14 protein-coding genes are annotated in these 15,365 nt (G+C 56.3%); 8 read left to right on the top strand and 6 right to left on the bottom strand.

Going from position 1 to position 15,365, the window contains the following annotated elements:
* The 4 genes from atpD to glmS form a co-directional block, all read left to right on the top strand.
* Nucleotides 1-767 (top strand): F0F1 ATP synthase subunit beta (gene atpD, locus ABYP39_RS11595; protein ID WP_372782665.1); only part of this gene is annotated, 767 nt, incomplete at its 5' end.
* 61 nt (nt 768-828) lie between these two features.
* Entirely contained in the window at nt 829-1,254 is a 426-nt protein-coding gene (locus ABYP39_RS11590) for a F0F1 ATP synthase subunit epsilon (RefSeq protein WP_372758740.1), read from the top strand.
* Nucleotides 1,255-1,362: 108 nt separating this feature from the next.
* Entirely contained in the window at nt 1,363-2,721 is a 1,359-nt protein-coding gene (glmU, locus tag ABYP39_RS11585) for a bifunctional UDP-N-acetylglucosamine diphosphorylase/glucosamine-1-phosphate N-acetyltransferase GlmU (RefSeq protein WP_372782663.1), read from the top strand.
* Nucleotides 2,722-2,736: 15 nt separating this feature from the next.
* A complete protein-coding gene (gene glmS / locus ABYP39_RS11580) occupies nt 2,737-4,563 on the top strand; it encodes a glutamine--fructose-6-phosphate transaminase (isomerizing) (protein WP_372782661.1) in 1,827 nt (608 codons plus the stop codon).
* A 3-nt stretch (nt 4,564-4,566) separates the two neighbouring features.
* Here the strand turns inward: glmS and ABYP39_RS11575 are convergent, their stop codons facing one another.
* Together ABYP39_RS11575 and ABYP39_RS11570 are read right to left on the bottom strand one after the other, a co-directional pair.
* Nucleotides 4,567-5,769: a hypothetical protein gene (locus ABYP39_RS11575; RefSeq protein WP_372782659.1), complete on the bottom strand. Its 1,203-nt coding sequence runs from the start codon at nt 5,767-5,769 to the stop codon at nt 4,567-4,569.
* 19 nt (nt 5,770-5,788) lie between these two features.
* Nucleotides 5,789-8,656 carry a DEAD/DEAH box helicase gene (locus tag ABYP39_RS11570; RefSeq protein WP_372782657.1) on the bottom strand — a complete coding sequence of 956 codons (2,868 nt, stop codon included), beginning with the start codon at nt 8,654-8,656 and terminating at the stop codon, nt 5,789-5,791.
* A 130-nt stretch (nt 8,657-8,786) separates the two neighbouring features.
* On the opposite strand from ABYP39_RS11570, the gene ABYP39_RS11565 reads away from it, so the two are divergent.
* Both ABYP39_RS11565 and ABYP39_RS11560 read left to right on the top strand, forming a co-directional pair.
* Nucleotides 8,787-8,969, top strand: coding sequence for a hypothetical protein (locus ABYP39_RS11565; RefSeq protein WP_372765322.1), 183 nt, complete (start codon nt 8,787-8,789; stop codon nt 8,967-8,969).
* A 14-nt stretch (nt 8,970-8,983) separates the two neighbouring features.
* Nucleotides 8,984-10,192, top strand: coding sequence for an NAD(P)/FAD-dependent oxidoreductase (locus ABYP39_RS11560; RefSeq protein WP_372782655.1), 1,209 nt, complete (start codon nt 8,984-8,986; stop codon nt 10,190-10,192).
* 39 nt (nt 10,193-10,231) lie between these two features.
* Here ABYP39_RS11560 and ABYP39_RS11555 read toward each other — a convergent pair whose 3' ends face one another.
* The 3 genes from ABYP39_RS11555 to ABYP39_RS11545 all read right to left on the bottom strand — a co-directional run bounded on the left by ABYP39_RS11555 (nt 10,232) and on the right by ABYP39_RS11545 (nt 13,672).
* A complete protein-coding gene (locus ABYP39_RS11555; protein WP_372750003.1) occupies nt 10,232-10,504 on the bottom strand; it encodes a hypothetical protein in 273 nt (90 codons plus the stop codon).
* 13 nt (nt 10,505-10,517) lie between these two features.
* On the bottom strand, nt 10,518-13,352 hold the full coding sequence (gene rapA / locus ABYP39_RS11550; RefSeq protein WP_372782653.1) for an RNA polymerase-associated protein RapA: 2,835 nt from the start codon (nt 13,350-13,352) through the stop codon (nt 10,518-10,520).
* 152 nt (nt 13,353-13,504) lie between these two features.
* The gene (locus tag ABYP39_RS11545; protein WP_372782651.1) at nt 13,505-13,672 is read right to left on the bottom strand and encodes a hypothetical protein; all 168 of its coding nucleotides are present in this window, start codon (nt 13,670-13,672) and stop codon (nt 13,505-13,507) included.
* Nucleotides 13,673-13,730: 58 nt separating this feature from the next.
* On the opposite strand from ABYP39_RS11545, the gene ABYP39_RS11540 reads away from it, so the two are divergent.
* Entirely contained in the window at nt 13,731-13,922 is a 192-nt protein-coding gene (locus ABYP39_RS11540; protein ID WP_372782649.1) for a hypothetical protein, read from the top strand.
* A 45-nt stretch (nt 13,923-13,967) separates the two neighbouring features.
* Here the strand turns inward: ABYP39_RS11540 and ABYP39_RS11535 are convergent, their stop codons facing one another.
* On the bottom strand, nt 13,968-14,477 hold the full coding sequence (locus ABYP39_RS11535; protein WP_372750674.1) for a MarR family winged helix-turn-helix transcriptional regulator: 510 nt from the start codon (nt 14,475-14,477) through the stop codon (nt 13,968-13,970).
* Between the two features lie 286 nt (nt 14,478-14,763).
* On the opposite strand from ABYP39_RS11535, the gene ectA reads away from it, so the two are divergent.
* Nucleotides 14,764-15,267, top strand: a complete 504-nt coding sequence (gene ectA / locus ABYP39_RS11530; protein WP_372750673.1) for a diaminobutyrate acetyltransferase — start codon at nt 14,764-14,766, stop codon at nt 15,265-15,267.
* Nucleotides 15,268-15,365: the final 98 nt, after the last annotated feature.

Genomic DNA, 15,365 nt, shown 5'->3' with positions numbered 1-15,365 from the left:
TTTACGGTCAGATGAACGAGCCGCCCGGTAACCGTCTTCGTGTTGCACTGACTGGTCTGACCATGGCCGAGAAGTTCCGTGACGAAGGTCGTGACGTACTGTTGTTCGTTGACAACATCTACCGTTACACACTGGCCGGTACTGAAGTATCAGCACTGTTGGGCCGTATGCCTTCAGCGGTAGGTTACCAGCCGACACTGGCGGAAGAGATGGGCGTTCTGCAGGAGCGTATCACCTCCACCAAAACCGGTTCTATCACGTCAATTCAGGCGGTATACGTACCGGCGGATGACTTGACCGACCCGTCGCCTGCAACCACCTTTGCTCACCTCGACTCAACTGTTGTACTGAGCCGTGATATTGCAGCGAAAGGTATCTACCCTGCGGTTGACCCGCTGGATTCAACCTCTCGTCAGCTCGACCCGCTGATCATCGGCACCGAGCACTACGATGTTGCCCGGGGCGTGCAGACCGTACTGCAGCGCTACAAAGAACTGAAAGACATCATTGCCATTCTCGGTATGGATGAACTGTCAGAAGAAGACAAGCTGGTAGTAGAGCGTGCGCGTAAAATCGAACGCTTCCTGTCTCAGCCCTTCCACGTGGCAGAAGTCTTCACTGGCAGCCCCGGTAAGTACGTTTCTCTGAAAGAAACTATCCGTGGTTTCCAGGAAATCCTGAGCGGTCAGCACGACGATCTGCCCGAGCAGGCTTTCTACATGGTTGGCACCATCGACGAAGCAATCGAGAAAGCGAAGAAGCTGTAAGGCTCTTCAGCGTAGGCATGGGCGCCTCAGCAGAGGCGCTCGCTAGCAACGAGGTTAGAACATGGCTATGACCATACATTGCGACATCGTAAGCGCGGAAGAAGAAATTTTCTCCGGGCTGGCCAGGATGGTTGTGGCGAACGGCACACTCGGTGATCTGGGTGTTAGCTACGGTCACGCACCTCTGCTGACTGCGTTGGAGCCGGGTCCGATTCGCGTAATTAAAGACGGCGGCGAAGAAGAAATTTTCTACGTCTCCGGTGGTTATCTGGAAGTACAGCGCGGCGTAATCAGCATTCTGGCTGATACGGCAGTACGCGCTGGCGACCTGGACGAAGCCGCTGCGACAGAAGCGCAGAAGGCTGCGGCTCATGCGATGACCAATCAGAGTGGCGAAATCGACTACTCGCGCGCTGCCGCTCAGCTGGCTGCCGCTTCGGCACAGCTCCGAACCTTGCAGCAGATTCGCAAGAACTTGAAAAAGTAATTTTTTCTCAACGGGGAAAACTTCCTCGGCAGAAAGAACCAAAGAAGGGTAGCTTATAGCTACCCTTTTTCGTTTCCGATAACATCAAATTTTTGGGAAGGACGCACCGTGAAAACAGAAGTCGTGATTCTCGCCGCCGGGAAGGGCACTCGCATGCGCTCGGGGCTACCGAAAGTTATGCACCCCATCGCTGGCAAACCCATGCTCGGTCACGTGGTGGATGCGGCCAGAGCCATCAATGCCGCAAACATTCACGTGGTGGTGGGGCATGGTGCCGATCAGGTAACCGATGCGTTTGCCGACAGCGGACTGTCCTGGGTTGAACAACTGGAACAGAAAGGCACCGGGCATGCGGTTGCGCAAGCGCTCCCCAAGCTTGTCGAAAGCAGCCGAGTGCTTATCCTGTACGGCGATGTGCCGCTTATCGCCCCCGACACGCTCGCCCGACTTCTGGATCTTTGTGGCGACACAAGCATGGCTCTGCTTACCACCGATCTGAATGACCCCACAGGCTATGGTCGCATTGTTCGCGAGTTCGACAAGGTTGTTGCCATTGTCGAGCAAAAAGATGCCTCCCGTGATCAGCTTGCGATTCAGGAAGTGAACACCGGTATCATGGCCGTCAGCGCCCGGCACCTGAATAGCTGGTTGCCGAAACTCAGCAGTGACAATGCCCAGGGCGAATATTACCTCACCGACATTATCACAATGGCAGTGGCTGACGGCGTCAGCATTGAAGTTGCCCAACCAGCAACCTCCTGGGAGGTGCAGGGCGTCAACAATCGAATGCAACTCAATGAACTCGAGCGTTATTATCAGCAGTGTCGTGCAAAGGAGCTTATGGCTAGCGGCGCTACCCTAGCTGATGCCGCGCGAATCGATATTCGGGGTAGCCTCACGGTTGGTGAAGACTGCTATATTGATGTGAACTGCGTGTTTGAAGGTCAGTGTGAAATTGGTGCCAACGTCCATATTGGTCCCAACTGTGTGCTGACTAACAGTACCGTTGCTTCAGGTAGTACAATAAAAGCCAACTCTGTGCTGGAAGACGCTGTGGTTGGTGAGGGCTGCGACGTTGGCCCCTTTGCGCGACTACGCCCCGGCACGGTTTTGGCAAGTAACGCCAAGATCGGCAATTTTGTGGAAACCAAAAAGGCCGTTGTGGGACAGGGCAGCAAGGTAAATCACCTAAGCTATATTGGTGATAGCGAACTCGGTGACAATGTTAACGTTGGTGCCGGTACCATCACCTGTAACTACGACGGCGTAAACAAATCGAAAACGGTTATCGGTGACGGAGCTTTTATTGGCTCTAACACTTCACTTGTGGCACCCGTCAGTGTCGGGAAAAACGCGACCGTTGGTGCGGGTTCGACCATTACCAGCGATGTGCCCGATGAAGACCTTGCGGTAGCGCGGGGCAAACAACGCAATATTTCAGGCTGGAAACGGCCAACCAAAAAATAGACTGGGAAGTTCATCATGTGTGGGATAGTGGGCGCGGTTGCCGATCGCAACATCAGCGGAATTTTGCTTGAGGGCCTGAAGCGCCTTGAATACCGCGGCTATGACTCGGCCGGGGTGGCGTTGGTGGCGGGCGGCACACTGACCAGCTGTAAGCAGGTGGGTAAGGTGGCAGCGCTTGAAGCCGCCATGACAGCAGAGCATCGCGGTAATATCGGTATTGCCCATACCCGCTGGGCTACCCACGGCAAACCTACTGAGCGCAATGCACACCCGCATTTTTCCGGCAGCAAGCTTGCGGTTGTTCACAACGGAATAATTGAAAACCATGCAGAACTTCGCGACAAATTGAGCGCGAAAGGGCATGAGTTCGTCTCTGAAACCGATACCGAAACTATCGCCCACCTGATTAACGACTTGATGACGGGCGGGCTCGATTTGCTCGAGGCGGTAAAAACGGCGATTCCAGAGTTGGAGGGCGCGTATGGTCTGGCGGTTGTTCACGCCGACGAACCCAATCGGATTGTATGCGCCCGCAGCGGCAGCCCACTGGTACTGGGCCTGGGCTTTGGCGAAAACTTCCTTGCCTCTGATCAGCTCGCCCTGCGCCAGGTAACAGACCGCTTTGTATACCTTGAAGAAGGTGATATCGCCGAAATCACGACCTCAGGTTACGCCATCTGGAACAGCGATGGCGACGCTGTGGAGCGAGCAATAGAGCGCATTGAGGGCACCGCCGATTCTGCCGACAAGGGCCACTACCGCCACTTCATGCTCAAAGAAATCTACGAGCAACCGGCGGTGGTGAGAAACACCCTGCGCGGGCGCATTGGCCGCGATCACATATTGGAGCAAGCCTTTGGCAGCTCAGCCAGTGAGATCTTCGACAACGTGCAGAGCGTGCAGATCGTTGCCTGCGGCACCAGTTACCACTCCGGTATGGTGGCCAAGTACTGGATTGAAGGCGTAGCGGGAATTCCTTGTCGGGTAGAAGTGGCCAGTGAATTCCGCTATCGCAAATTTGTCGTTAGCCCGGGCACCTTGCTGGTGACCATTTCCCAATCGGGCGAAACGGCCGATACCTTGGCCGCCTTGCGCTTGGCCAAAGAGTTGGACTACGCCGCCACCCTGACCATCTGCAATGTCGCGCAGAGTTCACTGGTGCGCGAATCCGATCTACGGCTGATGACCGAAGCCGGCCCGGAAATCGGTGTGGCCTCGACCAAAGCCTTTACTACCCAGCTGACGGCACTGCTTATTTTGACCGTGGCACTGGGGCGCCGCTACGCCATTGATCGCGACAAAGAGCGCGCCATTGTTGCCGCCCTGCACGCACTGCCGGCAACACTGAGCGCAGCGCTGGAGCTGGACAACGATATTTGCGCGGTGGCAGAACAGTTTGCCGACAAACACCACGCGCTATTTTTGGGCCGAGGTGCGCAGTGGCCAATCGCCATGGAAGGTGCCCTTAAGCTCAAGGAAATTTCCTACATCCACGCGGAAAGCTACCCGGCAGGGGAGCTCAAGCACGGCCCGCTGGCGCTGGTCGATGACGACATGCCGGTCGTGGCCGTAGCCCCGAACAATGAACTGCTGGAAAAGCTCAAGTCAAACTTGGAAGAAGTTCAAGCCCGCGGCGGGCAGTTGTATGTGTTTGCCGATAAAGAAGCCGGCTTCAAAAATGAGAGCGATCTGACCGTAATTCCAGTACCCACCAGCGAAGAAATGATAGCGCCCATTATTTACACGGTACCGCTACAACTGCTGTCTTATCATGTGGCGGTATTCAAGGGCACAGATGTGGATCAGCCGAGGAACCTGGCCAAATCAGTTACCGTTGAATAAGTGCTAATCTGCGCCAAGATAAACACGTAACAAGCCCGGACTTATTCCTTGCAGGTGTTCGCGAGCGTTTATTTCATCGCGCTTTTCGACTCGACAGTGCAGCAGGCTGACACAAGCCTGAAACGCCTTGCCTGCAGGTTTTGGGTAGGGGCTATTCAGATGGTGAATTAACCCCGGGCGCCGCAGCAGCAGCCAGGCAGGAAAGTGGGTGCTGGGGTGGGGCTCGTCGCTATCGCTAAATTCCTGCCACTGTGTGTTGAGCGGTCCAATGCTGGAGGCGACCGCCATTAGTGCCGAGCTATCAACATCAAGTTCAAACACACTGGCTGCGGCCAGCATTGCGATATCTTGTTGTCCTCGATAGTACAGAGCCTGCGCCAATCGTCCCAGTAGCTCAGGTTGTTCCCGATAATCGGTGATATTGGCGATACTGTCGATGACCTGTTGCCAGTCTGGAATCTGCATCCAGGCATAGCTTGGATGGATGTGTGGCTCGCGGCTGGCCGCGAGACTGTGCCCCAGACGTTGCCAGGCCAGCGCCAGATAATCGCGCGCCCGGCCGCGCAGTAATTCCCTGGCCACTGGCGCGATGTCCTGCTCCAGCCCCGCCAATTCGTCCGCTACCCATTCAGACTCAATGACCGGGTTAGCCGCCATGTGTTTGCCGTATAACACCAGTGTTTCAAAGCGTCCGAGCTGGTTGTGATTGGGCGCGATCTCGCACAGCGTGCTGTAGGCTTTTTCGGCTTCCTGCCATTGGCGCCCGCACAGGGTATCGATCAGACCATTTTCCGCACTGGCGGTGCCGCTATCCATAAACAGATCGAGCTGCGGTAAATCTTGTGATCTCAGCCAGCGTGTCGACAGCAGTTGCGAGAGTTCGGCGCGACGGCTGAAGGCGAGCTCTCGCTCGGACTGTTCGGCGCGCCAGTCGTGATAGCGCGTACTTTCACTGACTAGCTTCAGCGCCTGAGCCTGACGCTGACCCGCCTGCAATAGCGCTAGCAGTGTGCCGGTTTCACATTCGACCGCTTGCGTCAGGAAATCGTGCTCGCCATAGCGCCACGCCTCATAGCCAGGGTAGGGCAGCAAGCCGGTATCGATCAGCCATTGAACCGGACAGAAGCTACCGCGTTCCTGAATTTGTGTTTGTATGGTCTGAAGGTCGGGTTCATTGGGCAAAGCGCGTTGCGTTTCGAGTGTCATAAAAAACCGGAATTAAAGTTTAGTCGAGCAGTGCCAGTAGCGCGGCGTTGTCCAATGCCAGCTTCTGGGTCTTTGCTTCGGCGACGTTGTAAATCTGTTGCAGCAGCTCACGTTTGTGCAGCTGCAGGGCATGGATTTTTTCTTCTACGGTGTTTTCAGCCAGCAGCTTGTAAACAAACACCGGGCGGGTTTGCCCTATACGATAGGCTCTATCGGTTGCTTGGGCTTCGGCTGCGCTGTTCCACCAAGGGTCATAGTGAATCACAGTATCGGCGCGAGTCAGATTAAGGCCCGTGCCGCCTGCCTTGAGGCTGATGAGAAATACCGGTACTTCGCCTTCCTGAAAGCGTTTTACCAGTGCGCCTCGATTCTTGCTGGCACCGGTCAGCATAATGTGGGGAATTTTGTGCTTTTTTAGGTCCGCTGCGAGCCGGTCGAGCATGCGGGTAAACTGTGAAAATACCAGTACCGAACGGCCTTCATCCACCAGCTCGTCGAGCATTTCCATAAGGTGCTGGCGCTTGGCGGAGTCGACGTCATAATAGCTGTCGTCGATGAGACTTGGGTCGCAGCAGACCTGACGCAGCTGCATCAGGGCGTTGAGAATCAAAATACGGTCTTCGTTGTCTTCACCACGCAGCCGGTCTTCATGAAGACTGTCGACGCAGCGCTGGCGCAGGGTTTCATAGAGCTCGGCCTGCGCGTCGGGGAGCGGCAGTTTGACGACAACTTCGGTCTTGGGTGGCAAATCTGTAGCCACCTCTTCTTTTGTACGGCGCAGTAGAAAAGGCCCAATACGTTCCATCAGCGCGCGCGCCCGAGCCTCATCGCCATCTTTTTCGATGGGTTTGCGGTAACGTCGCTTGAAACCTTGTTCACTGTCCAGAAAGCGCGGCATCAGAAATTCAAATTGCGACCAGAGCTCACCGAGATGGTTTTCCAGCGGAGTGCCGGTAAGGCAGAGTTTGTAGGGGGCTTCCAAGCGCCGCAGCTGCCGCGATACTTGCGCGCGTGGGTTTTTGATGGCCTGGGCTTCGTCGAGAATGATGCCGCTCAGGGGCTGCTCCAGCCAGTAGTCTATGTCTTTGGCCAACAGCGCGTAGGAAGTGAGCAGCACATCGTACTCGCCGAGCTTTTCCCAGTGCTGGTGGCGTTCCAGCCCGTGCAGCAACAGGCAGCGCAAATGTGGCGCAAAGCGCTCGGCTTCCTGTTGCCAATTGTGCAGCACACTGGTGGGAGCTACCACCAATGTAGGGTCGCTGAGTCTTCCCGCCTGATGCTCAATACTGAGGTGGGCGAGTGTCTGCACGGTTTTTCCCAGCCCCATGTCGTCCGCCAGAATGCCGCCTACACCGAGGTGGCGACGTTGCTGCAACCAGGCAACGCCGAGTTGTTGATAGCTGCGTAGCTCGGCATTAAAGGTGTCAGGAAGACGAAAGCTTTCAAGATTGGGCGAGGACACAATCTCTTGCGCGCGGCTCAGCAGCGCTTTGCTTTCTTCATCGCTGGCGGCGCCAGCTTCGGTCAGGCTCTGCAGGCGATGCAGCTGAGATTTGGGCAGCCGCAGGCTATCTCCTGGAGTGGCGGTTTCATCCAACTCCACCAACAAATCCAGCCATTGCAGTAGTTTGGCCACTGGCAGCAAGACGCGGCGGCCATCGGGCAGGCTGAGTGGTAGCTCGCTGTCGCGATCCAGCGCCATCAACTGTTCACGGGTATAGCGCTGCGCGCAGTCGGTGAGTAGCGGCAGAAGCGACAGGGGCTCGTCGTCTATATGTACGGTGAGGGCCAGCTCAAACCAATTTTGCTCCAGCCAGTGTGCCGCCAGTTCGACGCGTTCGACGCTGACAAAATTGTGGCGAAAATCAGGGTCGATGCTGACCGTCCAGCCTTGGCTTTTGAGCTGCGGCACCGCGACCGTCATCACCTGTCGCCAATCCGCGCGCTGGGCAAATGTCACCTCCGCGCCGCTCAGGGGTTGGGGCTCATATTCTTCCAGTGCGAGGTAGAGGGCCTGTTCCCAATCTGCTTCCTGTTGCGGGTTGCGCTGTACTCGGTACAGCGTGCTGTTGTCGGCAGAAAAATAGGGCCGTTCATCGATCTGATCGGCGTGATCAAAACGCAGTGTCTGGCCATGGTGATGGTAGCTAAATTGCAGGCGCAGGCAGTCTTCGCCAGCGTTGCGGCCACCACTGCGGCGGTACAGGTGTAGGTGCGGCCGCGGTGAGCTGGTAACTGTTTCAACCCCGATAGTCTGGGGCAGGGGCAATCCGAGTTGGCTGAAGGCCGCTTCATGCTGTTGCAGAAAGCCGGGTATATCCTCGGGGTCTATATAGGGCGCTTCTCTGACCCAGGCGAGCGCTTCGGGCGGCAGCGCGCTGTCGATTTTTCCCAGTTCGCCGCGTGCGGTATCCCAGTAGGCCGGAGGATCAACGGGTAATACGCGGCAGGGCTTCGGTGTCAGCCAGGTCAGGTACTGGCCACCCTGATCATCGGCACGCCAGCCGGGGTCGATTGCCAGCGCATCGCCCTCGGACAGGCGTTGTCCCTGAGGGTTGCGGGCGCGCTGAGTGGCCAGTAAAGATTTCAGCCAAGCCCACTCCCGCACGGCGCCGCCTTTACCCGATTGCAGCCAGGTCTGGTCGGTTTCTGCCAGTCTGGCCAGCAGGGTTACATCGTCTTGCGACAGAAACGGCGGCGGTTGCCGTAAATGGGCTGCTTGCAGGCGATAGGGCTGTATGGCATCCAGCCGGCCATTGGGTTGTTCTCGCGCCACTACCAGGTCGAGTTGCAGGGGTGGCGTCAGCACGTAGTAAAGCTGGCGAGACTGGCTGTTTGGCTCCAGGCTCTGTTCGCGACGCAATTGTTGTAAGAAACGACTGGACATGGGTCTGTGGGCTAATGGCAGTCGGCTATTGTGGCAGATGTGGGCGGTGGTCTGAATACCTTGGGGTCTGCGCTGCGAAATCCCAGTGTGGTAAAGTGCGCTGCGCCCAAATGACAGAAAGGAAAGCTCCATGCTAGGTCGAAAACTGGTTCTGAATGACAGTGTTTTGCTGATAACCGGCAAAACCGATAGCCACTGGCAGGCGCGTCGCATTTCTGATCAGACAGATATCGACGTTGAATTTCAAATACTTGCCGAGGCGCTTGCGAGCGGCAATGCGTGGTGGATTAGCGGTAGCGAGGAAGAAGAGTAGCCTCTTTTTCACTGATGCAGTACGACGTTATAGTGCTCGGGGCGGGCGCCTCGGGGTTATTCTGTGCCTTTACCGCGGCCCAGCGGGGCCGGCGTGTGCTGGTGCTGGAGCGCGCCAACAAGGTGGGCAAGAAAATCCTCATGTCTGGCGGCGGCAAGTGCAATTTCACCAATTACGCGGTGGAAGCCCATAACTTTATTTCTGCCAATCCGCATTTTTGCAAGGCGTCACTGAAGCGTTTTAGTCAGTGGTCCTTCCTCGATATGGTGTATCGGTACGACATTCCCTTTGAGGAGCGTCAATACGGTCAGTTGTTCTGCCTGAGCTCGGCCAAAGATATTCTCGCCATGTTGCTCGCGGAGTGCGAGGCTGCCGGGGTGGATATTAGCACCCACTGTGATGTGAACTCGGTGACTGCACAAGCGTCCGAGGGCGCCAGACGCTACGCGGTGGCTTACCAGAATCAGGGGCAAGCGCGCGAGGTATACTGCGAAGCGCTGGTGGTGGCCACCGGTGGCCTGTCAATTCCCACCTTGGGAGGCAGTGCCTTTGGTTACGAACTGGCGCAGCAGTTTGGGCTGGCACTCAAACCCCGGCAGGCGGGCCTGGTGCCGTTTATGTTCAGCGACCGACTGAAGGGGCTCTGTGAGCGCCTGTCGGGGTTGGCCTTGCCTGTGGGGGTGTCTTGCCGGCAGCAGGAATTTCTCGCAGATATGCTGTTTACCCACCGTGGTATGAGCGGACCGGCCATGCTGCAAATTTCCAATTACTGGCAGCCGGGCGATACGCTGCACATCGATTTTCTGCCGGGCGAGTCAGTCACTGACTGGCTGTTAACACAGAAACAGCAATCCCCGAAAAGCCTGCTGCGCAGCGTGCTGGGTCAAAAGCTGGCAAAAAGTCTGGTGTTGGAGCTGCAAGCGCTGTTTTGGCCGGAGCAATCAGAGACGGTGCTGGCACAGTTCAGTGACAAATACTTACAGACGGTGGGTAAGCATATCAATGCTTTTGCTGTTAAGCCGTCCGCGACGGAAGGTTACCGTACTGCGGAGGTCACTCGTGGCGGTGTCGATACTGACGAGCTAAGTTCCAAGACGCTGGAAGCAAAAAAACAGCCCGGCCTTTATTTTATCGGCGAGGTCGTGGATGTCACCGGCTGGCTGGGAGGCTATAACTTCCAGTGGGCCTGGTCGTCAGGGTATAGCGCCGGACTGGCTGTCTAGGGGACCCCGTCTGGCTAGCTATCGTGCTGCAAATACGTTTCAGTGGGCGCTGAAAGCCTGTAGGCAATAGCCTTTGCGCTGCGCTTCGGCAATCTGCGGATCTGGGTGTTGCTCACCCGACTCCAATTTAATCAGACGACGCTTGGTAATTTTAATCTCGCGAAAACCCTCTTTCATCAAATAGACAGTGGCGAGCTGCTCGGCACCAAAAAGATCGATGAAATTGATGTAGACGATAAAGGGGCATTCTTCGCCGGCTTTAAAATCGCCCTGATCCCGAGCCGATACCGCATTGATGGAAAACAGATACATGACATTGATTCCGTTAGCTGATAATGGCAAGGCGAAGCGCGTTAAGATTAAGCTGTAAACGACCCAGTGCAGTTTCGCCCTGAACCGTTTGGGCATCAAAATGCGCGACCTCGCGGTCACTGACATCTGGGTTGAGGCGCGCTAGTTCACAGAGCCGCACACGTTCGTTGTGGCGTTGTTGCCGGTAATTTTCCAGTGCCTGCGTGCGCCAATCGGCCTCTAAGTGCTGAGCTTGGTTTTCTGCGAGTTCGATGAGGTTGGCAAGTGGCTCGCGTATCTGGCGCAACAATGCGGGAATCAGTTTGCGCTTGATGGTCTGACACAGACCATTGAGCTGCTCGTGAGAAACCTTGCTGCCCAGCTCGCGACCCTTGGCGTCAATCAGTACGCGGGCGTAGCGATCAGGCAGATAGCGGTCGAGCTGCAGGGCGCTGGGTGCCTGGATGCCCGGATTGAGAAAACCTTCCAGCAACAGGCTGCCGGCCGGTAGGCCTTTGACCGCCAGCGTGCTGATGCAGGCGCTGCCAAAGTCGCCGGTCACAATCATTTCCATGGCATCGCGTACCAGTGGATGTTCCCAGCTGAAGAAGGCGATGTCCTCGCGCGACAAGGCCTTTTCTCGGCTAAAAGTGCCAGTGATGCCATCGGCGGGTAAGTGCGGGAAGCCATCGCTCACCATGTGATCGCCAGGCCTCAGAATGACGGTCTCGGCGCTGTGGTCCTCGTGTTCCAAACCAAACTGGTCCGCTAGCTGTTCCAGATAGTCTGCCAATTGTGCGCCGCGCTGCTCGGTTTCAACACTGGCTATCAATTGCCGAGCCTGCTCCGGGCGACAGGAGTTCAACTCCAGTAAACGGTTGCGTCCTGAATGCAGCTGAGCGCGCAGTTTGTCAGCGTGGGGGCAGGCCTGGGCAACGAGTTCAGCCATGGCGGCATCGCTGCTGAGAGCGTGTTCGAGCTGGCTGCCGAAAGCATCCAGCATGGCCGCACCGATAGTGCAGGGCTCGTCAAAGATGCGCAGGGCATCGCGATACCAAAGCAGCAGTCGCGCGGTGCTGCTGTCGTTGAAATAGGGTACGTGTATGTGTACTGCCTGCTTTCGGCCGATGCGATCCAGGCGTCCGATACGTTGTTCCAGCAGATCGGGATTGTCGGGCAGGTCGAACAGGATGAGGTGTTCGGCAAACTGGAAATTCCGGCCTTCACTGCCAATTTCAGAACACACCAATAGCTGGGCGCCACTGTCATCGTCGGCGAAATAAGCGGCAGCTCGGTCGCGTTCAAACAGACTCATGCCCCCGTGAAATACCGATGCTGCCACTCCGCGGCGCAGGCGCAGATAATGCTCCAGATCGATCGCGGTCTGCGCATCGGCGCAGATCAACAGGGCACGCTCTTCCTGGCGCTGCAGCAGAAACGTTTCCAGCCAACTAACACGGGCGTCTTGCGCGGGCCAATCTTCACTGGCAAAGGCGGTGGTGTCTGCGCCGTCAGCGCTGTTATCAATCGGGTGCTCGTGCAGTTTCCGTTTGGGGAAGCCGCCAACCACGCTGCGCGAATTGCGAAACAGGCTACGGCCGGTGCCAAAGCGATCCAGCAGGGTCTCCAGCGCCTGTTGCTGGTAGGCTTGAGGGTTGTTCCGGAACTCGCCAGCCAATGGCTCCCCCAGCAATGCCAAGATGTCATCGTTACTGGCTGCCTGATCGGGTGAAGCCAGCACGGCATCTACTTTTTCGCTGATGTCGCTGTATCCGGCTTGCTCTTCGACAAAGGCGGCGAGACTGGGGTAGCGATCCGGGTCGAGCAGACGCAGTCGGGCGAAATGGCCTTCAATGCCTGTGCTCTCGGGGGTGGCTGTCAGTAGCAGTACAGAAGGAATCGCACGGCACAGGGTTTCAGCCAGCGCGTAGCCGCTGTCGACCTCGCCGTTTTCTCGCCATTGCAGGTGGTGAGCTTCATCAATTACCAGCAGATCCCAGGGGGCTTCGCTAAGCTGTCGGCCGCGCTTGGGGTTGGCGCTCAACCAGTCGATGCTGGCAATGATGAATTGTTCGGTTTCGAAAGGGTTCTGTTCGCGCTCGCGCTCAGTGTCTTCGTCGTAGAAAACGGTGCTGTCTTCGTTGCGACTGGGGTCGAGCTCCTGGCAGCGCTCTTCATCAAACACGCTGAAATTCAGGTTGAAGCGCCGCCGCATTTCCACCAGCCACTGATTTACCAGACTGTCGGGCACCAAGATCAGTACCCGGTTCACGCGCTCGTCCAGATGAAGTTGATGCAGAATAAGGCCGGCTTCAATAGTTTTGCCCAGACCGACTTCGTCAGCTAGCAGCAGGCGAGGGTGTTCGCGTTGGGCGGCTTGCCGGGCAATGTGAAACTGGTGGGGAATCAGGTCGACCCGGGCGCCGAGAATGCCGCGACTCTGGCTGGCACGGGCCTGATTGCGCACAGCGAGCGTGCTGGCGCGCAGCATAAAGCGTTTGGGGTCGTCCAACTGGCCACTGAGCAGCCGTTCTTTGGCGGTGTGCAGCTGAATCTCGTGGCCGAGCAGCTGCTCCGGTATTGGATGCAGTTCGCCATTGTCGTCTTCGGCGAGATAGACAAAACACTGGTTGTGTTCCTGAATATCGCGCACCACCAGGCTATGTTCACCCTGCAGGCTGATCGATTCACCTACCTCGAACCGTACGCGTGATAGCGGCGCGTTGTCGATCGCGTAGGTGCGTTCTTCTTCAGCGGCGGGAAAATTAATGGTAATGCGGCGGTTTTCAGCGTCCACGATCAGTCCAAGACCGAGATCGGGCTCGGTCATGCTGATCCAGCGCTGGCCATTGGCAAAGGCTTGTGACATTGCAGCGAAAGTTACATCGGGAAAAGCGGGCGTGCATGGTACCCGCCTTGAGGGCTGAGGGAAAGGCGAAAACCCGGTTTTAATGCCGCTCAGCAGTTGCCGCTGTGCGCGCTGGACTCCAGTCGCGGACGTCCATTGCTGCTGATTATCAGCTAGGTTAGTTTGTCGACAGCATTGGAGCAAAACGTGACGGTGCCCGTCTGAAAGGCACCATTGGCTGTTTTGGATTCGCCGGTGGCGACGTAAGAGATCATGGCCGCCACCGACGAATTACCGCTGATACTGAGGTCTGCGGTGTAGCCTTCCCGTGCGTAGAGCACAGTTTCACCCGTGTGATAAGGTTCCGTTCCCGCTGGAATCATCAATAGTGCGGATTTGATGACGGTTGATGCCGCCAGTATTCCGCCGAGTGGTAAAAAGTTCACCGAGATCATTTCCCGTCCGGGCATTATCGATGCCGGCGCCAAGGAGTATAAATACACGTCTGGCTCGCGCGGAACCCTGGGAGTGACCACTGAAAAAGGCGGCGGCTATATCAGTGGTCGCCAAGCCTGGTGGCAGTTGCGTTAGCTTTTGCACAAACCCAGCGCAGACAAACCTTTTGAGCACTAACGACTATTTGTCGTCGTAGGCTCCCGGGGCGCGCTGCTCGGTTTGTCGATCCAGTGCGCCTACATCGAGAAAGGGCGATGCATCGATGTGCTGGGCATCCATCATCTGTGCCACGCGCTGCAAGGCACTTATGATCATGGTCTGCTCCCACTCCTGTAAGTCTTTGAATTGTCGTATAAAATTTTCTTGGAGCAGGGTGGGGGCCGTCTTTAGTTTGTCCAAGCCTTCGTCAGTGATGTAGGCCAACACTTTGCGCTTGTCCTGCTGTGAGCGCTCTCTGCCCACATAATGTTTCTTTTCAAGACGATCGATAATGCTGGTAACAGTGGCCTGACTAAGACTGATTTCTTCTGCCAGCTCGCCAATGGGAATGCCGCCTTTGTCGCGCAGGGTCTGCATCACCATTAGCTGCGGGGCAGTCAGTGCGGCGGTTTTCACCAAGTGCTTGGATTGCAGGTCGGTGGCGCGAATTACACGCCGCAGGGCGACCAGTACGTCTTGAATAGGGTCCATTTTGGCTCGGTGTCTGTGAACGAAGCGGCAAAATTTTAAACGAATATGACGTCGAGCGGGGAACTTATGCGAAATATTTCCATAGTGTTCTAAGTAATTCACCTTGATAGATGGGGTGGGAATCCAGTAGAATGCTTCGTACTCGATTGAATATTAAGGGATGGGTTTGCGAAATATCTTCTATTAATGGTTTAAAAACAATCATATGCAGCAGTTGGATTGTTTTTGAGCAGTAGAGATATAGTGAATCCTAAATATTTTGAATAGTACAAAATCTCAAGCCTCTATGGATACAGTGCAGGAGGCTTTGAGCCTTCGTCCGCCGCGGGCAACCGACGGTGCTGCACTACATCAATTGGTGGCGAACTGTCCGCCGCTGGATCCTAACTCCCTGTACTGCAACCTTTTGCAGTGCTCCCATTTTGCCGATACCGCAGTGGCGGTGGAATACAACGGTGAACTGGTGGGCTTTATCTCCGGCTATATCCCCCCCGGCAAACCCGACACCTTGTTTGTATGGCAGGTGGCGGTGGATTCCTCCATGCGAGGCCAGGGTCTGGGCGGAAAAATGCTGGCTCATCTGGTGGATCGCACAGGGGTGAAATGGATGGAAACCACGGTAACGCCAGATAACGGAGCGTCGTGGGGAATGTTCCGCAGCTTTGCCCGCAAGCGCGGCGCCGAGTGTGAAGATTGCGGACCGCTGTTTGAGCGCGATGCGCATTTTGGCGGCAAGCACGACAGCGAACACCTGGCCCGATTGGGGCCATTTACGAATCAAGCATCTTGAACCTGACTGAGGACAGAACAATGACTATATTTGACCAATTAGAATCCGAAGTGCAGAGCTATGCCCGTTCATTCCCGGTAACCTTCGACAAGGCTCAG

This window comes from Litorivivens sp. (assembly GCF_041625495.1).
Taxonomy (GTDB): Bacteria; Pseudomonadota; Gammaproteobacteria; order Pseudomonadales; family Spongiibacteraceae; genus Litorivivens.
Note: the sequence above shows the minus strand (reverse complement) of the source record. Positions and strands in the feature narration are given on the sequence as shown.

Excerpts from the sequence above, each read along its gene's own strand:
- ABYP39_RS11590 (WP_372758740.1), top strand. The coding sequence starts at position 829 with ATGGCTATGACCATACATTGCGACATCGTAAGCGCGGAAGAAGAAATT.
- glmS (WP_372782661.1), top strand. The coding sequence starts at position 2,737 with ATGTGTGGGATAGTGGGCGCGGTTGCCGATCGCAACATCAGCGGAATT.
- ABYP39_RS11575 (WP_372782659.1), bottom strand. The coding sequence starts at position 5,769 with ATGACACTCGAAACGCAACGCGCTTTGCCCAATGAACCCGACCTTCAG.
- ABYP39_RS11570 (WP_372782657.1), bottom strand. The coding sequence starts at position 8,656 with ATGTCCAGTCGTTTCTTACAACAATTGCGTCGCGAACAGAGCCTGGAG.
- ABYP39_RS11565 (WP_372765322.1), top strand. The coding sequence starts at position 8,787 with ATGCTAGGTCGAAAACTGGTTCTGAATGACAGTGTTTTGCTGATAACC.
- ABYP39_RS11560 (WP_372782655.1), top strand. The coding sequence starts at position 8,984 with ATGCAGTACGACGTTATAGTGCTCGGGGCGGGCGCCTCGGGGTTATTC.
- ABYP39_RS11555 (WP_372750003.1), bottom strand. The coding sequence starts at position 10,504 with ATGTATCTGTTTTCCATCAATGCGGTATCGGCTCGGGATCAGGGCGAT.
- rapA (WP_372782653.1), bottom strand. The coding sequence starts at position 13,352 with ATGTCACAAGCCTTTGCCAATGGCCAGCGCTGGATCAGCATGACCGAG.
- ABYP39_RS11540 (WP_372782649.1), top strand. The coding sequence starts at position 13,731 with ATGACGGTTGATGCCGCCAGTATTCCGCCGAGTGGTAAAAAGTTCACC.
- ABYP39_RS11535 (WP_372750674.1), bottom strand. The coding sequence starts at position 14,477 with ATGGACCCTATTCAAGACGTACTGGTCGCCCTGCGGCGTGTAATTCGC.
- ectA (WP_372750673.1), top strand. The coding sequence starts at position 14,764 with ATGGATACAGTGCAGGAGGCTTTGAGCCTTCGTCCGCCGCGGGCAACC.